Origin of the sequence: Bizionia paragorgiae, assembly GCF_900107625.1 — a bacterium.
GTDB classification, from domain to species: Bacteria; Bacteroidota; Bacteroidia; order Flavobacteriales; family Flavobacteriaceae; genus Bizionia; species Bizionia paragorgiae.
On sequence record NZ_FNQK01000011.1, the window covers coordinates 47049 to 67228 of the forward strand.

Annotated in this window: 14 protein-coding genes and 1 tRNA gene; 7 read left to right on the forward strand and 8 right to left on the reverse strand. The window is 35.7% G+C overall.

Going from position 1 to position 20180, the window contains the following annotated elements; translation table 11 throughout:
- Positions 1–4 precede the first annotated feature (4 nt).
- The 6 genes from BLV64_RS09385 to BLV64_RS09410 form a co-directional block, all read right to left on the reverse strand.
- A complete protein-coding gene (locus tag BLV64_RS09385; RefSeq protein WP_092134450.1) occupies positions 5–520 on the reverse strand; it encodes a rhodanese-like domain-containing protein in 516 nt (171 codons plus the stop codon).
- 54 nt (positions 521–574) lie between these two features.
- Positions 575–1630: an arsenosugar biosynthesis radical SAM (seleno)protein ArsS gene (arsS, locus tag BLV64_RS09390; RefSeq protein ID WP_092134453.1), complete on the reverse strand. Its 1056-nt coding sequence runs from the start codon at positions 1628–1630 to the stop codon at positions 575–577.
- 65 nt (positions 1631–1695) lie between these two features.
- Positions 1696–2031 carry an arsenosugar biosynthesis-associated peroxidase-like protein gene (locus BLV64_RS09395; RefSeq protein WP_092134456.1) on the reverse strand — a complete coding sequence of 112 codons (336 nt, stop codon included), beginning with the start codon at positions 2029–2031 and terminating at the stop codon, positions 1696–1698.
- Between the two features lie 260 nt (positions 2032–2291).
- Positions 2292–4577: a translocation and assembly module lipoprotein TamL gene (tamL, locus tag BLV64_RS09400; RefSeq protein WP_092134458.1), complete on the reverse strand. Its 2286-nt coding sequence runs from the start codon at positions 4575–4577 to the stop codon at positions 2292–2294.
- A 3-nt stretch (positions 4578–4580) separates the two neighbouring features.
- Positions 4581–9674 carry a translocation/assembly module TamB domain-containing protein gene (locus tag BLV64_RS09405; protein ID WP_245705891.1) on the reverse strand — a complete coding sequence of 1698 codons (5094 nt, stop codon included), beginning with the start codon at positions 9672–9674 and terminating at the stop codon, positions 4581–4583.
- A gap of 206 nt (positions 9675–9880) precedes the next feature.
- Positions 9881–9956: transfer RNA gene (locus BLV64_RS09410), tRNA-Phe, on the reverse strand.
- 100 nt (positions 9957–10056) lie between these two features.
- Between BLV64_RS09410 and BLV64_RS09415 the strand changes: the two genes are divergently transcribed.
- The 7 genes from BLV64_RS09415 to BLV64_RS09445 all read left to right on the forward strand — a co-directional run bounded on the left by BLV64_RS09415 (position 10057) and on the right by BLV64_RS09445 (position 17851).
- Entirely contained in the window at positions 10057–10785 is a 729-nt protein-coding gene (locus BLV64_RS09415; RefSeq protein WP_092134461.1) for a type III pantothenate kinase, read from the forward strand.
- Positions 10785–12113 carry a BamG family beta-barrel-assembly machinery protein gene (locus BLV64_RS09420; protein WP_092134463.1) on the forward strand — a complete coding sequence of 443 codons (1329 nt, stop codon included), beginning with the start codon at positions 10785–10787 and terminating at the stop codon, positions 12111–12113. The genes BLV64_RS09415 and BLV64_RS09420 overlap by 1 nt, the downstream gene beginning before the upstream one ends.
- Positions 12114–12133: 20 nt before the next feature.
- Positions 12134–13489 (forward strand): hypothetical protein, encoded by a 1356-nt coding sequence (locus BLV64_RS09425; RefSeq protein ID WP_092134466.1) that lies wholly within the window; start codon positions 12134–12136, stop codon positions 13487–13489.
- Positions 13489–14043 carry an LPS export ABC transporter periplasmic protein LptC gene (lptC, locus tag BLV64_RS09430; RefSeq protein ID WP_092134468.1) on the forward strand — a complete coding sequence of 185 codons (555 nt, stop codon included), beginning with the start codon at positions 13489–13491 and terminating at the stop codon, positions 14041–14043. The genes BLV64_RS09425 and lptC overlap by 1 nt, the downstream gene beginning before the upstream one ends.
- A 49-nt stretch (positions 14044–14092) precedes the next feature.
- Complete coding sequence (locus BLV64_RS09435; protein WP_092134471.1) at positions 14093–14290, forward strand: hypothetical protein; 198 nt, start codon at positions 14093–14095, stop codon at positions 14288–14290.
- Positions 14291–15589, forward strand: a complete 1299-nt coding sequence (locus tag BLV64_RS09440) for a hemolysin family protein (protein WP_092134473.1) — start codon at positions 14291–14293, stop codon at positions 15587–15589.
- 141 nt (positions 15590–15730) lie between these two features.
- The gene (locus BLV64_RS09445; RefSeq protein ID WP_092134476.1) at positions 15731–17851 is read left to right on the forward strand and encodes a peptidylprolyl isomerase; all 2121 of its coding nucleotides are present in this window, start codon (positions 15731–15733) and stop codon (positions 17849–17851) included.
- An 81-nt stretch (positions 17852–17932) separates the two neighbouring features.
- On the opposite strand, the gene BLV64_RS09450 is transcribed toward BLV64_RS09445, so the two are convergent.
- The gene (locus tag BLV64_RS09450) at positions 17933–18859 is read right to left on the reverse strand and encodes a GYDIA family GHMP kinase (protein WP_092134479.1); all 927 of its coding nucleotides are present in this window, start codon (positions 18857–18859) and stop codon (positions 17933–17935) included.
- Between the two features lies 1 nt (position 18860).
- Positions 18861–20162: a hydroxymethylglutaryl-CoA reductase, degradative gene (locus BLV64_RS09455; protein ID WP_092134482.1), complete on the reverse strand. Its 1302-nt coding sequence runs from the start codon at positions 20160–20162 to the stop codon at positions 18861–18863.
- Between the last annotated feature and the right edge of the window lie 18 nt (positions 20163–20180).

A 20180-nucleotide genomic window follows, 5' to 3' on the forward strand; every position in this document is an offset into this window, starting at 1 on the left:
GTTTTTATTCGTTTTCGTTTTGAAGGGTACCGTAGACTTTAATACCTGCTTTTAAGTAGCGACTCCACGATTTGCTGTACGCATGGATACTGTCTGTCGTTTGGTGAGTTCTATTATAGACATCATAATTGTTGTTTTTCCATTCGAAAATACCACCATACAGGTTTCTAACGTTTGTATATCCTGATTTTTTTAGTTTTTCAGCTATCTTTTCTGAGCGTACCCCTAACGAGCAATACACAACCACCTCTTGGTTTTTATTCGTTATTTTTTGATGAATGTTTGCGATATTGAACTCCTTATATCCAATGTGAATGGCGTCTTTTAGATGACTTACGGCGTATTCTTCAAACTCCCTGGCATCCATAATTAGAGCTGATGTTTCAGATTCTGCTAATTCGTGTACTGTAATATACGGTACACTATGCGAATTGTATGTATTCAATACGTCCGAAAGTGACTCTTGGGAAAAACTTATACTAGAAAGACCTAGTAGTAGGTATATAATTTTGTTTTTCATAATATGAGATAAACTACGCTGAGTCTTCCATGTCCTAACTTGGCTATAATTTCCCTAAGCAACACTACCTTGACAGCTGCTTCCTGCTCCTGCGGTGCAACCATAACAATGTTGTGAAATGATAATTTTTCTGTCGTTTAGTAAGGCTTCGTTGTAGTCACTAATGTGTTGCACTTTACTGGCTACTTTTAAATCTAACATTTGGTTAAAGTCGCAGTCGTATAACCAACCATCCCAACTTATCGAAATGGTATTGGTACACATCACATTACTAACGGCTGCAGGATTGTAGGCTTCCACTAGCGAGTACATATAATCTTCATAATTTTCTGAAGCGATAAGATAATCTAAGAAACGCGCAATTGGTAAATTGGTTATCGCGAATAAATTATGGAACTCGATATCAAAATCTTCTTTTAATGCCTTTTTAAAGTCTTTTTCAAGAGCGGTTTGATCTCCAGGTAAAAATGCACCCGACGGGTTGTAAACTAAATCCAAGCGCAAGTCGCTTCCGGGCATACCATAACCACGAGCGTTAAGTTCTTGTAAGGCTTTAATTGATTTATCAAAAACGCCACTACCACGTTGTTTATCGGTTTTTCCTCGGGTATAATGAGGCATAGATGATATGACGTGAACGTTATGCTCTTTAAAGAAATCAGGCAGATCGTGATATTTTTTATTAGCTCTAATAATTGTTAGGTTGGAACGGACGATAAAATCTTTAATACCTGCTTTTGAGGCCTCGTGAACAAACCACTTAAAATCAGGGTTCATTTCAGGGGCGCCACCTGTTAAGTCCAAGGTGTGAGCCCCAGTATTTTTAATAACTTCAAGACATTGTAACATCGTTTCGCGCGTCATAATCTCTTTGCGATCGGGACCAGCATCGACATGGCAATGTTCGCAGACTTGGTTGCACATATATCCTAAGTTTATTTGAAGGATTTCTAGCTTCTTAGGTTTTAAAGGAAACTGATTGGTTTCGGCGATTTTATCTTTAAAAGTTGGTAGTTCGCCAGTCTTAAAAATGCCACCGGATAAAATATCAAGTTGCCTGTTGCTATTTGCTAAATCACTTTCTCTTTTCTGTAAGGATTGTGTGCTCATTAAAAGGGTGTTTATAGTGTGTTATGTAAGCTGATTTTTTAAAACGATGTTTAAAAAATCAGGAATTACATTTCTAGTTTATTTACTTTATTCATCATTTGAACCCCATGAACTAAGGTTGCTCCGCTTTTTATTGCTGCTCCTACGTGTAAGGCTTCCATCATTTCCTCTTTGGTGATACCGCGTTGTAAACCGTCTTTTGTATAAGCGTCAATGCAGTAAGGGCATTGCTCTGTATGTGCTACAGCAAGAGCGATAAGTGATTTCTCGCGAGCGGTTAGGTGGCCTTCTTCAAAAACTTTACTGTAATAATCAAAAAATTTATCACCAAGTTCTTGATTCCATTCACTAATTTTTCCAAACTTTTTTAAGTCTGCCGGATCGTAATATGTTTTTTGCATTTTAAGAGTATTTAAATGTGAGCCTTGCTAGGCTGCTAGGTTGTAAGTCGAAAAGATAAATAATACTTAACACAATACAGGTTATATATTTGGCATTATTTTAAAACCACCGTGTAATTGCGCTTAAATAGGGTTTCAAATTCAATAAAATAATATATCTATACGTGTTGTGTTTCGGTTTTAAACGAAAGTATAAATTAGTATGGAGTTGTAAAACTTTTCTCGATAATTGTGAAAAGATTAAGACGGTTAGATTACCCTTAGAATGAATAGCCAATTGCAAAATTGAGTACCGTTTCATCAATATTAAAATTATAGCGTTCGGCTTCTGGTAAAGACGGGTCGTGAAAAGGTGCTGCTAAGTCAAATCGGATAACAAACCCTTGCACATCGATACGTAAACCAATACCAGCTCCCATGCCTAATTCATTAATAAAGTTAGAGGTAAATTTATCACTTCCTCCAAAAGTAGGATTTGGCTTTGAATTCCATACGTTTCCAGCATCGGCAAATACAGCGCCTTTAAAGAATGAGACTATCGGAAAACGGTATTCTATATTAGCCTCCAAACGAATATTTCCTGTTTGGTCAAAATAAGTGCCGTCACTTTGTGTATCGTTACCTTCGTTATAGGTTCCTGGGCCTAGCGATCGGATTCGGAATGCGCGAACACTATAGGGGCCGCCGGAAAAATATTGCTTTACAAATGGGATAACGTCCGAGTTGCCATAAGGAAGTCCGTAACCAGCAAAGAGTCGTGTCGCTAAGGTTTGCTCTCTTTGCTCCCCGAACTTTAAATGTAATCTTAAGTCAATGTCTGCTTTTGCGTATTGCGCATATTGCAAGCCCAAAAAGGCATTGGGCTCGCCAGCTTCTGTTTCTTTGTCAAAAAGACTTATAGAGTTCCCTGCAATGTCTAATGTTGTATTTGCGAAAAACGGACTAGAATTATCGGGGTCAACCATACCATTATAGGTGAAAGAAAATGTGAGACCCGAAATAAACTGTTGGTCGAAACTGCGTTTTAAAAACGGATTATTGTCTAAAATCTCTTGAAACTCAGGCGTGGTATTAGATAGGCTTGTGTAGCTAATAGAAATCGGATTGAATTGGTAGGTAACGTAGCGGTTAGAGTCCCATGTATAACCAAATAAACCTGTTCCAGAAATTAAGGTGTATAGTTTGCTTCTGTTTAAATAATTTGTGCCTAAACTCATTTTAGTTTTTGGCACAGAGTATTCAAAGAAATCTTCATCTATTTTAAAAGGACTAATCACTCGTGGAAAAATCATTTCGGCTTTAAGTCCTAATTCAAGACTGCTTAAACCTGCGTAGTCTCCTCTAGCTAATTGTGTTTCGTAACCTATGTTAGAACTTACATTAAAGGTTTCTCCTCCTTTAAAAATATTCCGGTTGCTATAGGTTAAAGCTAAATTTGGGCCTGCAAAATTATTGGACTTTGTAACGGCTTGCAATTCTGCACGAAACGCACGTTTTGTTAAAGGTGATAAATATATATTAGCCGCTAAGGCTCCTAAATGATCGGTAGTTGTTGAGTCTATTTCTTTATACTGAATATTAACGTATTTATAAGCGCCAATGCTAGAAAGTCGCCTAGCTGTGTTTCTTGAGGTTTCTGGGCTATAATAAGCGTTTTCTTTAATGGTAATAAACTTATCTAAATGCCGTGGCTTAAAAAATAAATCATCCTGATAATACGTTTTATTATTAAATCGTTCTGAACGTCTTGTTATAGAGTCCTGTAAATCGTAATCTGGATAGATGTTAACTTTTCGTATAACGTACGGAATTATGGCTTTGCTAGGTACTTTTTCTTTTAATTTTAAAAATAAATCAAAACGTTTGTCATTATATTGCGTGGTATCAGATTCAAAAATGAAAAAATCTGGATTTAAATTATAATACCCTATTTTTTTTAATTGAGAATCTATACGTTGGCGTTCTAGCTTTAGCTGCTCTAGATTAAAACGCACCCCTTCTATAAGAGATGTGTTTTTTGATGCGCGTTGAACATCTTGATAGACAGGTGATGGCATCGAGTCGAGTTGATAGCGGGCTAGAGTATAAGGTTTAGGAACTTTTAAGGTGTAGGTTACTGAGGCTTCAATATCTTTTTCCTGAAAAGTTGAAGCTGTTGTACTATAAAAAAAGCCGTGATTTTCTAAGCGGTTTCTTAAGATGTCCTCAACTTCGAAAGGTTTTACGTCAGACTGGTATACAGGCTTTTCACCTATGCGCTTGTACAGCCATCTGTTTATAAAACCCGGGTTTTCTTTTTGCATTTTGTAGTAGTAATATAATCCTGAATACATGCCTAAAAATTTAGAATTAGGTTCAGGTCGTATTACACCTTCCAACTCCGACTCGAGGAGCTCTCTATCTTTAATCGCTTCTTTAGATTCTATTTCTACAGTAGCTCCAGTGTATAAGCGCTCGTTTTCGGGTAGGTGTTTTTTAATACTGCACGAGTATAATAATAAAGTTAATAGTCCTATGTAAGAGATATGTTTTATAACTGCTTTCAAATTTTATTTTTTTTGGTCTTTACTTTTTGAAGTTTTAGCGTCGTCTTCGTTCTGTTTCTTCGTGGTGTCTTTATTAGCGTTGCGTTTGCTTTTTCTTGCTTCTCGAGACCGCAAAATAGCATCCCAAAGCTCACTAAACTGATTAAATTCTTGAGTAAATATTAACCCTATTCCACTGACTATGGTTTGTCCGTCGATAACATTTTCAAATTCACTTTTCCTAAACCCTTTAAAGCGGTATCTTCCGTCTTCCGTTAAGGTGTATTCTAAGCTTAGATTCCCAATAATCGGAGCTTCCTCTCCTGCCGGACTGCTACCTTGAAGGTCTACTTCACTTCCTACTCGAACGGTTAGGCGGTCGTTAAATAATTTCTTTTGAGCAGCAATATCCAACTGCGTACGATCGGTAGGTGTGTCTCCTTGGTAATCGGTATAACTATTTAATCCGAAGTCAACCTCTATACCCGAGCCTCCTAAGATTTTGTCTGAAAATGCATTTAACTGTCCAGAAACAGCATCGTTAAGGTTGTCTCTAGCAATAGTCGCAAATCCCCCAGAACTACCGTCACTTCGCGAGTCTGGGTAAAAACGATTTAAAACCAATAGTGAGAATACCTGGCGATTTAACTCGCCCTCTTGTTGGTTGACTTGTTGCACACGCCCGTAAACTTGGCCGCTAATTGCGCCCTGCTGTTCTTCGGGCATGTCTAAGCCAAATGATATTTTTGGTTGTAGCAATTCGCCATCAATATTTAAATATACGCTAAAGGGAAGTACTTGACGGTATTTGTTTTTTACTGAAGGGTCGGCACCAGAAATTTGTGGAGCCATTAAAGCAGACGCTGAGGTTTCTAAATTATAGATAGCTCTAACATTTAATTTCGCGTCAAAAGGATCGCCCGACCACGTGACACGGCTCCCTGGAGCGATTAAAAACTTTCTGTTTACAAGGTTGTATAAGTTTAACTCATAATGTCCGCTAGTGATTTCATAGCCTCCGGTAAGGGTCATCCTTCCGTTTGGTTTCATAGTAAATATAAAATCACCTTCTCCAGACACTTTAAAGTTATCTCCAGTTTGCTCATCGATTACTATAGTAACGGCAGCATTTTTACCTACTTTTAAAAGTGTTTCAATATTAAAGCCGCGAACAGTAGCTGTTTGCTTTTCAGTTTGAGAAAGAATATCGTCTGGATTTTCACGATTCACAAATACAACAACACCATCGCGCTCTTCAATATTAGCCAATGCAGAAGGCATAACATAGATGATGTTTGTGTCTGAGCTTAAGGTTAAATCTGCACTTAGTTTAGGGATTTGTAAATCGCCAGTTAATTTAGCATTGGCATCAAAATTAGCCTTGCCGTATAAAATATTGTTGTCCTCCTTAGTGGCGTTTATAACTTGGAAGTTGTTTGCTTTTATATCTAAATTAAATGAAGGGTTTAGTGTGTTCTCAGTAAGTATTTCCCCCGATACTATGAGCGCGTTTTTGTTGGCGTCCAAAATGGTGAAGTTGGACATGGAAAGACCGTGGTTATCGACCTTTAAATTTTCATTCGCTAATGTGAATTTGGTATTTAATTTTGATATGTTAAATCCGGCGTCCTTAAAAGTTAAATTACCGTTGTATTGCGGATCAGATGTCGTTCCGGTAAGCTTGAAATTGCCGGAAAAATGCCCCTCGGTATCTTTTATTTCGCCCATTGAAAGTGTGTTAAGGGCTTTCATTTTAAAGGTGTTAATGTCTAGATTAAGATCTAAGTTGGCGATTTTGTTCGATACCGTATAATCACCAACCAAATCTAAGTCGATGTCTCCTTCTTTTAATGTCGCATTAAAATCGTAATTACTGTCTCCTAACGATTTAGCGTCAATTTTTAAGGTGCCTAAATCCGTTTGCAGTACTTCTAGTTGCTGAATGTTTAAATCGGCAATAATTCCGGTATCTCTAAAAGGGTCTACAATAATAAAATCACCGTTTAATTGTCCGTTTGCAATACGTGCTTCGGGATTGAAATAACTAAAAAATTCACTGATGCTAAAATTATTAAATGCTACCGCCATATGGCTTTTAGAAATGGTGTTTAGCTTATCTGTGATTTCAATAGATTGCTCTCCGTGAGTAATTTTAAAATCCTTGTATTCGAAATTTTTATCGGTTATAATAACTTCATTGGAATCGGGAATAATCCATTTCTTTTTATTTAATATCAGACTGTCTGGAAGCACAGTAAATCGCAAGCCTTTAGAATATGATGTTATTTTAGTATTAACATTCATTAGCGTTTTCTTGTTGTGATAGCCTAAAAAATTAAGTAAGAAACCGGTGTCAGTTTGGTCTCCAGTAATTATGGTTTTTGGCACTTCTAAAGGTCCGGCTGAGATGTTTTTAAACCCGAGGTCAAACTTAAAGTTGTTTGGGTCTGTAGACATCGAAAAAGCTAAACTGTCTAACTTATTGTCGCTATAATTAATATGCGGCGCTGTAATATTAGCGTTAAGCGTTCGTGCTTTTTCGTTATAGCGGACAGAAACATTGATAGTGTCTAAATCTTTGACATTTACTAAAAACACGTCGTTAAGCACTGGGGATTCAGAAATTCGTCCTTCAAGTTTTAAATTTACGGGACGTGAAATGCTATCTGGAGCTCGTTCGTCGTCGTAAAAATAACTTAGCACGTGACGTCTTAATGAGGTGCTAAATGTTTTAGGGTCGGTGTTTGATTGTAAAATAAGATTCAGCATTTTATTGTTTATAGTAACCGATGTCGTGTCTTTGTCTACATGTGCCATGGCTTTTAGGTCACCTAATAAATACGTTCTATTATCATAAATAACAACCCCATTATCTATGTGTGTGGAAACGTCATAATTAGTACTGTTTCCTTTAAAATTAGCAAAAACTTTCATGCCCGTTTTTACGTTGCGATCCATGAAGCCTAGGGCTTGTAAATTAGCACCTTTAATATCTAATTCAACTGTAGCTTCAGGGGATATAGAATCTAAAATTATCGATGAATCCAAGGTGATGTCTAAGTTTTTATCCTTGTATTTAGAAGCGATTTTACCTTTACCATCTTTAATTATTGAATTGATATTAAAGTTTTCAATCGTATAATTATTAAGTGCGAAACTAGAAATTGTAAGGTCTAGATTTCCATTTAAGGCGTTTATGGTTTTTCCGTTTCCTGAAGACTGTAGGGTTAAGCTTAAAGGACCGAAATTAGGATTGTTAAGGAGCTCGTTGATTTTATAGTGTTCTATAGAGATATCTGTATCAAAAGAAATCGTGTCTGTGTTGGCAATCTGCCCTCTAAGGTTTGCAATCCCCTGTGAGGTAGTAAGTTTTATTTGGGTTTGAACAGCCTGTAAAGTGCCTTTAGCGTTTCCTGTTAAGAGCACGTCTTCAGGTAAATTAACCCCTAGTTCTTTTTCATTTATAAACGTTGTAATATCCGAACGTTTGGTTTGTACCGAAAAACTCGGGATATCCAAATGTAGTAATTCCGGTCTCGTGCTGTTTTTTATAATGCCATTAGCCGAGAGTTGTGTGTTTTTTCCCCAGTTTAATCTAGCTTTAGATAATTTGATGGTTGCTAAAGTGCCGTTTGCTCTTAAGTGTCCGCTAATTTGTTTTTTACTTAAGGAGTCGAGGTATGGGTTTTTTCTAAGCTCAGGCTGAAGTTTGAATATGTCCTTTAAAGCAATGCTATACGCGGGTATATCTACTTTTATTTGTGTAGGTTCTGGCGTAGTTATAAGCTGAGAAAGGGAAGTGTAAGATAGACTTCCTAGTCCTGAAACAGTTGTGTTATTAAGTTTGAAATTAAAATCTTCTAATTGTAACTGCGTGTCTGTTACATGCAAATTAAAATCGAGCTGCTTTAAGTTAAGTCCAGAATATGTTTTACTTGTCAACTGTTTGATGCTTGCTCCAGCCTTTTTGTTCTTTAAGAAGATGGAATTCCCTTTTAGGGTGAAATCACTAAGTGAAACGGCATCAAGGTTTAGGTTGTTTTTAGTAGGTTTTGCGTTACCAACTCGGTAATCGATACTGTTGTTTTCTAAATCAATCGTATCAATATTTACCGTTAGTTGTGGCCAATTAAAAGTTAATATATCTGCTTTAGCGTCTTCTTTCGTGTTTTTAAGAGATTCTGTTATTCCGTTAGTTGTAGTCTCTGTATTTATAAGAATTGAAGAGTTTTTTAGTTGAATAGTTTTTAACTGAATAGCGTTATCTGCTAAATTAATTTGAGGGATTTCGGTGTAAAACTCATCTATAGCAAGGTTTGCTATAATGCGATCGGGGTGTGATTCGTAATACGCAAGTACATTTTGAAGACGAAGGGTTTCGACAGAAAATTTAGGTAAAGGTACTTTTGATGTGGTAGTATCTATGGCAATAGGCTTCTGGGTAAATTTAATATTAGCGTCTTTTAAAGTAATGTCTTTGACGTCAAAAGACATGGTTTCAATAGAGGTCTTTTTTAATGTAGCATCGAGACTACCAATTGTAAAATGGCTATTTATACCAGCAACTTCATCATCAAAAACAATATCAATAGCTTTAAATTTAAACTGTCCTAAGGTAAGATTTAAAGGTTGGGAGTTTAAAGAGTCTGATTTAGTGCCTGTTTCTTCTGAAGGAGCAAATGCATCGATTAAAAACTGAAAATTATAACCAGTTACGGTGTCTCTTCTGATAATATTTGCGCGTAAGCCTTCCCAACGTAATTGGTCCACTCCATAAGCGCCTCCTTTAATCATGGAAAACAGCGGGATGTTTGCTTCTAAAGTTTTTGAATACACTAAGGTATCTCCTTTGGTGTCTTCCAAATACAAACCGTCTAGCTGTATATTACCATCGAAAGTTATAAATAGTTTTTTTATGGCGATTTCAGTATCGGTTTTGTTGGACACGTAATTTACCGCTTTATCAACGATTATGCGTTGGCCCCAAGGGCTTCTTATAAATAAAATAATTAAAAATAGTGCTAGTATAAGGCCTAAAAGTATACGAAACGTGATGCGAACAAATCGGAATCGTCGTTTTTTAGATGTTGGGGGCTCTATGTTATTTAATGAATTCAAAAATCAAATGTAATTTAGTAAAACTACTACAATTAGTCTTATCTCCATCACTATTTACGTAGATACTATGTTATGATTTTCTTAAAATTTAAAGGCGTTCCTGTTGATGCTCCGTGTTCCTAAAGAAAGGGAGGTGTTGAATTAAAGTAGAAGTTTGAAAGTGCTTAAAATTAAAAAACCCCGAAAACAAAGTTTTCAGGGTTTTCTGGTGGTGCCTCCAGGAATCGAACCAGGGACACAAGGATTTTCAGTCCTTTGCTCTACCAACTGAGCTAAGGCACCAGTGCTAATTGCGGTTGCAAATATAAGAGCTATTTTAATATCTACAAAACAAATTTTATAAAATTTCGTTTTGTAAGTTTGTGTTTTATCAAATTACACTATGAATTTAATTGTCGATATAGGAAATACTCAGACTAAACTCGCTGTTTTTGAGGGTGGTAAAATACTGTTCCGGGTTCAGGTTGAATCTGAAAATATTTTTAAAAAAATTAAAGAAATTCAGAAAAAATTTAAAAACATCAGCAAAGCAATCGTTTCATCGGTCGGAAAAACGGATTTAAACGACTTCGAATCGTTAAAAAAAGACCTCGATCTTTTAATTTTAGATCACGAAACACCACTGCCTTTTAAAAATTTATACAGGACTCCAAAAACATTGGGTATAGATCGAATCGCTTTAGTCTGTGCTTCAGTTGAAAAATACCCGAATAAAAACGTGTTAATTATAGATGCGGGAACCTGTATTACTTACGATTTTATAAACGCAAATAATGAGTATTTAGGAGGCGCAATTTCACCAGGGTTAAGAATGCGTTATAAGGCAATGTATAATCAAACTGCAAAATTACCGTTATTATTGCCAGAGAGTTCAAATTCGTTAATTGGTGATGCCACAGATCAAGCTATTCATTCTGGAGCTTATAATGGTGTTGTTTTCGAAATTGACGGATTTATAGAGGCTTATCGAAAAAAAAATAACGATTTAACAGTTATTTTAACAGGAGGAGACGCTAAAATGTTGTCTAAACAATTAAAAAGTAGCATATTTGCGAACTCAAATTTCCTTTTAGAGGGATTGAATTTTATTTTACAATTTAACACAAACTAATGATTAAAAAACTTGTATTAGTTTTTATTGCGCTATTTGCAATTCAAAGTTACGCCCAAGAAGGCACGCAATCTCCATATTCAATTTATGGTATTGGAAGTCTCAAATTTAAAGGTACTGTCGAGAACAAAAGTATGGGGGGGCTCAGTGTTTATAAAGACAGTGTGCATATTAATTTGCGAAACCCAGCTAGTTATGCTGGTGCTAATTTAAAAATGACACCATACAACGGGGAAACAAGACCAGTAAAATTTACAGTTGGCGGAAGTCATACATCTACTAGTTTAAAGAGTGACTCAGGGGAGTCTAAGGTAAATACGACAACATTCGATTACTTAGCTTTCTCAGTACCTGTAGGTAAATTTGGTTTTGGAATTGGTTTGTTGCCATATTCTTCTGTGGGTTATAAATTAGAAACCATTCGTGCAGACGAGCAATTAGATACGCGTTTTAGTGGGAAAGGTGGTTTGAATAAAGCCTTTTTTGGAGCGGGATATCAAATTATTGACGGATTAAGTGTCGGTGTCGATGCAAGTTATAACTTTGGAAGCATAGAAAATAACACCTTACTCATAAGGTATAATAATGAAGGCGAATTGTTGCAATCTCACTTCCGCGAGGATAATAAGTCTGAATTAAGTGGGTTGAATTTTAATTTTGGTTTGCATTATCAAACCATGGTAAGCAATAAATTAGAATTACAGTCCTCATTTACATTTAGTCCTTCAGCTAGTATAAACTCCAAGAATGAACGTACGTTTTCGAGTGTGAAAATTGGAGCTAATGATATAGAGTATGTAATTAACAGCTTAGATGCAGATTTATTGGGATCTGGCCTTTTAGAAACCGAATTAAAATTGCCAACCAAATTGACGTTTGGAGCAGGTATTGGTGAGCCTAGAAAATGGTTTGCTGGTATAGAGTATGAAACTCAGAAGACGAGTGAGTTCTCAAATCCGTTATATTCTTATAAGAACTCTAATGGTGTAGAAACTATCCAATTCGAAGATGCTTCGAGAGTGTCTCTTGGAGGATTTTTTATTCCTGAATATAATTCTTTTTCAAGCTACTGGAGTAGAGCGGTTTATAGAGCAGGAATGCGATTTGAAAACACTGGTTTGAATGTTAGTGATCAATCAATAAAAGAGTTTGGCATATCTTTTGGAGTAGGGTTACCAGTTGGAAACTTATTCTCTAATGCCAATTTAGGTTTTGAAGTAGGAAAACGCGGTACTACCGATGCGAATCTGATTCAAGAGAATTTTGTGAATTTCAATATGAGTTTATCATTAAATGATAGATGGTTTGAAAAAAGGAAGTATAACTAACAAAGAATTAAAATAGAACTATGAAAACGAAGATCACATTATTAATTGCAGTATTGTTTTTAGGGCTGAACGTTAGTTTTGGTCAAAATGAAGAGGAGTGTAGAAACAAGCTTTCTATAATGGCCGAATACACAAAATCTAAAAACTTTGAGGCGGCATACCAACCGTTTATGGAGTTAAGAAAAGAATGTCCTAAATACAACAAGGCAATTTATGTATACGGAGAGAAAATTCTTGACCACAAAATAGAAAATGCTACTGGAGCAGAAAAAGTTGCTTTTATTAACGACCTTATTAAAATGTGGGACGAAAGAGCTTTAAATTTCGCTAAAATCACTCCTAAAGGAGAGTACGATGCTAAAAAATGTCAATTAAAATATGACAATAGAGCTGAGTTAGGATTAAACGAAGAGCAATTATATAACTGTTTTGATTCTGCTTTTACATCTGATAAAGACACCTTTGAAAACCCTAAAAGTTTATATGTTTACTTTAAGTTAATGGTAGATTTATACGATGCGGATAAAAAAACAGCTCAAGAGTTATTTGACAAATATGATGATGTTGTTGAAAAGATTGATGTAGAAATCGAAAAAGCATCAGTAGGTTTAAATAAAATTGTTACCAAAGAAGAAGCTGGTACAGCTTTAACAAAAAGAGAAGGACAGTACAAAAGATATTATACGTCTGTATTATCTGCGTTCGATCAAATCTCTGGTAGTGTAGATTCTGAGTTAGGAAATAGAGCGAACTGTGAAAATTTAATTCCTTTATACGAAAGAAACTTCGAAGCTAATAAAGAAAATGCAACGTGGTTACAAAGAGCAGCAGGAAGAATGTCGGCTAAAGACTGTACTAGTGATCCGTTATTCTTTAAATTAGTAAATGCATACCACAACTTAAGTCCGTCTGCAAACTCTGCATATTACTTAGGGATATTAAAAGATAAAGAAGGAAAGTCTAGTGAAGCTCGTGCTTATTATGAGCAAGCTATCGGATTAGAAACTGATAACTTTAAAAAAGCTAAATTATACAAAAAGATTGCTTCTAAGTTTAAAGCGGTTGGAAACTACGGTCAAGCAAGAACGTATTATATGAATGCGGTAAATGCGAACCCATCAGATAAGAGTCCGCACTTACAAATTGCAGCAATGTATTCTAGTAGTGCTAAAAACTGTGGAACGGATAACTTCTCTCAAAGAGCAGTGTTTTGGTTAGCAGCAGACGAAGCAAGAAAAGCAGGAAGTACGTCTACAGCGTCAAGATACGAAGGTTTAGCACCGTCGAAAACTGAAATCTTTAACGAAAGTATGGCTGGGAAATCTATTCAGATTGGATGTTGGATTCAGAGAACTGTAAAAGTGCCTAATATATAATGAAGCTAAGCTTTTTACATACAATTAAATACGGAGTCATAGCATTAGCTGTGACTCTGTTTTTTTCGTGTAAAGATAATTTCAAGGCGATTAAAAAGATTGGAATCTCGGAAAATGAGCCGCTAGGTATTGCCGAGAATATGAATGCAAAACGCACCGATTCCGGACGTGTTGTAGCCAATCTTTTGAGTCCGAAAATGTATGACTTTGGAAACCGTAAATTTGGTTACTCAGAGTTTCCAGATGGTTTAACACTTTATGTTTACGATACCAAAAACCAAAAAAGCACTATTATATCCGACTATGCCATTCGTTATGAAGGTACCGACCTCATAGATTTACAAGGCAATGTCATTGTTGCAACAGCGCAAAACGATACCTTGTTTGCAGAGCAATTGTATTACGATCAAAGTAAAGAGTGGGTCTTTACTAACTTGCCCGTAACCTATAAATCGGCAGACTACATTACCCACGGTAACGGATTCGATTCCGATAAAGACTTTACAAAAGCCGAAGTTCTAGAGATTAGCGGACAATTTGCTGTTCTAGAATAGGTGTTTTTAACCACTTATTTTTCTTACCTTTACTTTAAAATTTATTATAATGAAATTGTTTAAAATCTTTCAATACGCTTATTTAGTATTCGCTGTTTTATTTTTATATGACGCCTATGAAAACTGGGGAGGAGTTGAAGAAACAAGAGCCTATTCTTCTTTACTATTAGGGGCGTTGGCGATTTTTATGTTTTTCTTTAGACAGAAATTCAATAAGAAGTTCGATAATAAAGACCAAAAAAAATAGATGTCCACCACTATTATTATTTCAATAATAATTATATCCTTATTGCTTTCAGCTTTTTTCTCAGGGATGGAGATTGCCTATGTTTCGGCAAATAAAATTCATATTGAAATCGAAAAAAAGCAAAGTGGTTTTTTAGCGACTATCCTAAAACGACTCACCGCAAAACCTTCTAAGTTTATTGCTACCATGCTTATTGGTAATAATATTGCTTTGGTAATTTACGGTTTTTTTATGGGTGACTTGTTAGTCGATTGGTTTCAATCTATGTTAACAGATACAACCAATGCATTCGCTATCTATTTGCTTACCGATTTAAGTTTGTTAACACAAACGGTAGTCTCAACATTAGTAATTTTATTTACTGCAGAGTTTCTGCCTAAAGTATTTTTTCAGATATACGCTAACACGCTTATTAAAATACTCGCATTCCCTGCTTATGTGTTTTATGCTCTGTTTTCTTGGATTTCAGATTTCGTATTATGGATTTCAGACTTTGTATTGCGTAAGTTTTTTAAAACGGAAGGCGATCAAGTGCAATTGGCTTTTACAAAAGTCGAATTGGGGAATTACATAAGTGAGCAAATGGAGTCTGTAGAAGAGGATGATGAAGTTGATAGTGAAATTCAGATTTTTCAAAATGCTCTAGAGTTTGCCGATGTTAAAGCGCGTGAGGTGATGGTTCCAAGGACGGAAATTATTGCGGTAGAAATAAATGATACGGTAGAAAGTTTAAATAATTTATTTGTTCAAACAGGATGTTCTAAAATTTTAGTTTATAAAGAAACTATCGACGATATTGTTGGTTATGTTCACGCTTTCGAACTTTTTAAGAAACCAAAAACAATAAAGGCCATGTTGCTTTCTGTGAAATTTGTTCCAGAAACCATGTTAATTAACGATATATTAAACATACTTATTAAGAAACGAAAAAGTATGGCTGTGGTTTTAGATGAGTATGGTGGTACATCTGGTATTCTTACTGTCGAGGATATTGTAGAGGAGTTATTAGGGGAGATAGAAGATGAACACGATACCGCCGTATTAACCGAAGAGAAGATAGACGATTATAACTACGTCTTTTCTGCACGATTGGAAGTCGATTACTTGAACGAACAGTTTAAGCTAGATCTTCCGGAAGGAGAGAATTATGAAACCTTAGGAGGATTAATTTTGGACTATACAGAGGAAATTCCGCATCAAAACGATATTGTTACCATAGATAATTTTCAATTTAAAATTATAGAAGTTTCAAACACTAAAGTGGATTTAGTGCACCTAAAAGTTAAAAGTGACGAGTAATAGTAAGTCTTAGTATATCACTGTTTTCAGTAAAAAGATACGCTTTGTTAAAATTAAATTAATTAATGATAAATTCTCCTTTTATTATTAAATAGAAAATGGTATTTTCGCCCACTATATTTCATATAATCTATTAAACCGATGGCAATTTTAAATAAAATAAGACAAAAAACAGTTGTTTTAATATTAGTAATCGCATTAGCCTTATTCGCTTTTGTATTATCAAGTTTGTTTGATAATCAAAATGCATTATTTTCTAAATCTCCAAATGTAGTTGCGACTATAAATGGAAAAGACATCTCTCGTCAAGAATTTATGGCAAGAGTAGAGGCGCAACAAAATCCAAATGCGACTACCACTCAAATAATGAACCAGGTTTACGAAGCTGAAGTACGTCAAGCAGTGATGGAAACACAATTCGAAAAATTAGGTTTAAATGTAGGAAGACAGCAAATGAGAGATTTGTTAAGAGCAAATTTACAGTCTAGTCCACAATTTTTAAATGAAGAAGGTGTTTATGATGAAGCAAAACTAAATGCTTATATCGCAAACCTTAAAGAGACGTCTCCTGAAGCTTATGCACAATGGATCGCTTACGAGGATAACGTATCAGCTGGAGCATTGCAGCAAACTTACTTTAACTTGGTAAAAGCAGGAACTACTGCAACTTTAGCAGAAGGCGCATTAGAACATAAGTTAGAAGGTGATAAAGTAGATGTGAAATTTGTTCAAGTTCCTTACACGTCTATTGCTGATAGTACAATCCAAGTGTCTAAATCAGATATTAAAAGCTACGTTCAAAAACATGGTAAAGAATATGAAGTGGAAGCTTCTAGAAATTTACAGTATGTAAAATTTGATGAAGTGGCTTCCTTAGAAGATGAGAATTTAATTCAAGACGAACTAATCTCATTAATTAAAGGAAGCGTTTCTTACAATGCTGAGACTAAGAAAAATGATACGGTTGTAGGTTTTGCAAACATGAGCGGAGCTAAAGCAGGTGTTTTTGTAAACGAAAACTCTGATGTAAAGTTCAACGATGCATATGTTTTAGAGTCTTCAATTGTTGGAACATTAAAAGACAGCGTCTCTAAATTAAAAGTTGGTGATGTTTATGGTCCGTATAAAGATGGTAAAGCATTTAAAATCACTAAGTTAATTGCACAGACTAAATTACCGGATTCGGTAAAAGCAAGACATATTCTAATTCCATTTGTAGGTTCTCGTGCTGCAGCGCCAGAAACAGTTCAAACTGAGGTTGAAGCAAAGAAAACAGCTGATAGTTTATTAGCAGTAATTAAGACCGACCGTTCTAAGTTTGTTGATTTATTAGATTTCTCTATCGATAAAGTAAGTAACGAAGCAGAAGGTGTTTTAGATTGGTATACATATAATACTATGACTCCAGAGTTTAGAGATTATACTTTTGAAAACAAAAAAGGAGATTTAGCTGTTGTTAAAACTGATTTCGGTTTTCACGTTGTTGAGATCTTAGACCAGAAAAACGAATTAAATGCGTATAAGTTAGCGACAGTGGTTAGAAATATCGAGCCATCTGTAGAAACTGAAGATAAAGTATTTAGAGAAGCTTCTAACTTTGTAGTAAATACAGAAGATAAAGAGTTTCAAGCTTACGCTAAAGAAAGTAATTTACCAGTGTTTCCTGTAACTGGTGTTAGAGTTTTAGACGAAAACATTCCGGGTGTTGGAAACCAAAGAGAAATTGTACGTTGGGCCTTTGAGAAAACAAGATCTGTAGGAGATATTAAACGTTTCCCAGTGTCATCAGGATACGTAGTTGTACAAGTTACGGCTAAAAATGAAGCGGGATTAATGAATGTTGAAGATGCTTCAATAACAGCAATTCCAGCAATTAGAAAAGAGAAAAAAGCAGAATTAATAAAAAACAGAGCTGATACTTCAAGCTTAGAAACGTTTGCTAGTTCTGAAGGGCAGTCAGTAAAAACGGCCTCTGCTGTAAATATGAAAAACCCGACTCTAGCAGGTGCTGGTAAGGAGCCAATGGTTGTGGGAGCGGCTTTCGGATTAAAAGAAGGTGCGACTTCAAAAGCAATTGCAGGTGAAAAAGGAGTGTATATGATTCAAGTGACTAAAAAGACACCAGCTGTTAAATTAGATAACTACCAGTCGTATGCAAATCAAGTTGGAGAGCAAAAATTAAATGCAGTGAACACAAGATTATTAAGCGCATTAAAAGACGCTGCCGAAATAGAAGATAATAGAGCCAATACTATTCAGTAAGCTAGTATTTAAGTTTATAAAAAAAAGGTCTGACATTTTTAATGTCAGACCTTTTTTTATACCGTGTATTTAGATATAGGATTAGCTGTTTAAAATAAGCTCGGAATACGAGAGTATGGTAGTGTAGCTTTTAGAATTAAAATAATCGTGAACATACGGTTTTGGTCCGGTAGCTAAAATGAAATCACCTCCCCAGCCCCCTAAGCTTTTAATCGCATACTTATAATCCGGAAATAAATCTTCTTTTATAGGTGTTTGATTGGTGACTACTCCAATAAGACGTTCGTGTTGGCCTATTAAGCCGTCAAATTCCGTCCTGTTTCCTGCATTTAGTAATTGCGAGGTAATACTATCAATCTGTTTAATAATGGCTTTACTGTTGGTTTTATTCTGTTTATAGGTGCTTATCGACTCACGACTGTTTTGTTTTTTGTTTCTGTGAATAAAAAACAACTCGTTTTTAAACGAAGGATCGAAACCGACTTCCTGCACCTTTGCAGGGTCACCCACTTGATATAAAATAGGAGTGTTGTGGCGCGCGCAGGCAATATCGTATCCACTACCACCAAATGTGTGCGATAGAAGAGTCATAGGGTCTACATTCGCCCAAAGTGCCATGTTGTTAATAAGAGTAGAGGAAGAGCCTAAACCCCAATCACGTGCGAAATCTAATCTCGTAGTCACTTTAAATCCGCGTTCCTCTACGTTTGTGCTTAAGAATTCAGGGTTGTTTCGCTTTGCAATTTTAAGAAGACTACTTAATCGTTGAGATACCGGGTTTTTGGAGGTTTTAGAAGTAGAAGTTAATAATTCTAAATTAAACGTATCCTCGAACCAAATGGCATTGTTTTCATCTAAACTTATCCATTGTATTTCTGGTTCAGAAATTGTTTCTACATCCAAATGCTGTCCTAGGGTTGTTGGTAATGCTAAGGCAAGTGCACCATCTAAAACTACATATTCACTGGTGATTAAAAGTTTACCATTACTATAGAAAGACTGTGTCATTTTATTGTCTTAGGGCTGTTATGGCTTCTACTACTGCACTGTGCGTTACTGTATGTGTTTTAAAATGATGTATTATGGTTTCCTTTTCTTTATCGGTAGCATGAAATTGATTTAAGATGTTCATCAGGTGCATTTTCATATGACCTTCTTGGATACCCGTTGTAGTGAGTGATTTTAAAGCAGCGAAATTTTGTGCTAATCCGGCAACAGCTACAATTTCCATTAATGTTTTGGCCGAAGGTTTTCCTAATATCTCTAAAGCCACTTTTACTAAAGGGTGTAAATTAGTTAATCCGCCAACAGTCCCTAAAGCTAACGGGAGTTCTGTCCAAAATGTAAACACGCCATTTTCAATTTTAGCATGTGTTAAACTAGAGTATTTGCCGTTGCGAGCTGCATAGGCGTGCACACCAGCTTCGATAGCTCTAAAATCATTTCCTGTTGCTAATACGACGGCATCAATCCCATTCATAATACCTTTATTGTGAGTTACAGCACGGTAGGGTTCCACTTCGGCAATAGAAACTGCTTGCAGAAATTTCTTAGCAAACAGTTCAGGGTCTGCAATATTTTTATCTTTTAAATCTTCAATCGGGCAGGATACTTCTGCTCTAACAAGACAATCAGGAACATAATTAGATAAAATACTCATCACAATCTCTACGGGGGCTTCCAAATGGTTCTTAGCTTCCGCTTTAAACGTCTTTGCAAACTGTTCGAGGCATGAGTTAATAAAGTTTGCGCCCATGGCATCTAGGGTTTCAAAAGTCGCATGCAATTGGTAATACCCATCAATTTCAGAGGTTTTGTCCTTTAAAATAATATCTAATATACCACCACCACGAGCCTCCATGTTTTTGGTGATGTCTTTAGTGTCTTCTAATAACTGTGGTTTCACGGCGTTAAAAAAGGCTTGCAACTTCTGTTTATCACCTGGAAACATAAAATGTACTTGACCAATTTTTGTTGTCGCTATGACTTTGGCTTTAAATCCACCACGTGACATCCAAAATTTTGCGGCTTTACTTGCTGCAGCAACTACCGAGCTCTCTTCTATCGCCATAGGGATCGCGTATAGCGTATCGTTTATTTTAAAGTTTGGAGCGATACCTAACGGTAAATAGTAGTTGGAAATGGTGTTCTCTATAAATTCGTCGTGTAACTGTTGTAGTTTTTCATCTGAATTTACATATTGTAAAAGGGTGTCCTTTGATGCTTTGGAGCCTGATAGATAGTGGTTTACTATCCATTCTATTTTTTCGGTTTTGGTAAGTTTTGAAAATCCAGAAACTGATTTTTGCATGTCCTATAATTTTGAGAG

Excerpts from the sequence above, each read along its gene's own strand:
- BLV64_RS09385 (WP_092134450.1), bottom strand. The coding sequence starts at position 520 with ATGAAAAACAAAATTATATACCTACTACTAGGTCTTTCTAGTATAAGT.
- arsS (WP_092134453.1), bottom strand. The coding sequence starts at position 1,630 with ATGAGCACACAATCCTTACAGAAAAGAGAAAGTGATTTAGCAAATAGC.
- BLV64_RS09395 (WP_092134456.1), bottom strand. The coding sequence starts at position 2,031 with ATGCAAAAAACATATTACGATCCGGCAGACTTAAAAAAGTTTGGAAAA.
- BLV64_RS09415 (WP_092134461.1), top strand. The coding sequence starts at position 10,057 with ATGAATTTAATTGTCGATATAGGAAATACTCAGACTAAACTCGCTGTT.
- BLV64_RS09420 (WP_092134463.1), top strand. The coding sequence starts at position 10,785 with ATGATTAAAAAACTTGTATTAGTTTTTATTGCGCTATTTGCAATTCAA.
- BLV64_RS09425 (WP_092134466.1), top strand. The coding sequence starts at position 12,134 with ATGAAAACGAAGATCACATTATTAATTGCAGTATTGTTTTTAGGGCTG.
- lptC (WP_092134468.1), top strand. The coding sequence starts at position 13,489 with ATGAAGCTAAGCTTTTTACATACAATTAAATACGGAGTCATAGCATTA.
- BLV64_RS09435 (WP_092134471.1), top strand. The coding sequence starts at position 14,093 with ATGAAATTGTTTAAAATCTTTCAATACGCTTATTTAGTATTCGCTGTT.
- BLV64_RS09440 (WP_092134473.1), top strand. The coding sequence starts at position 14,291 with ATGTCCACCACTATTATTATTTCAATAATAATTATATCCTTATTGCTT.
- BLV64_RS09445 (WP_092134476.1), top strand. The coding sequence starts at position 15,731 with ATGGCAATTTTAAATAAAATAAGACAAAAAACAGTTGTTTTAATATTA.
- BLV64_RS09450 (WP_092134479.1), bottom strand. The coding sequence starts at position 18,859 with ATGACACAGTCTTTCTATAGTAATGGTAAACTTTTAATCACCAGTGAA.
- BLV64_RS09455 (WP_092134482.1), bottom strand. The coding sequence starts at position 20,162 with ATGCAAAAATCAGTTTCTGGATTTTCAAAACTTACCAAAACCGAAAAA.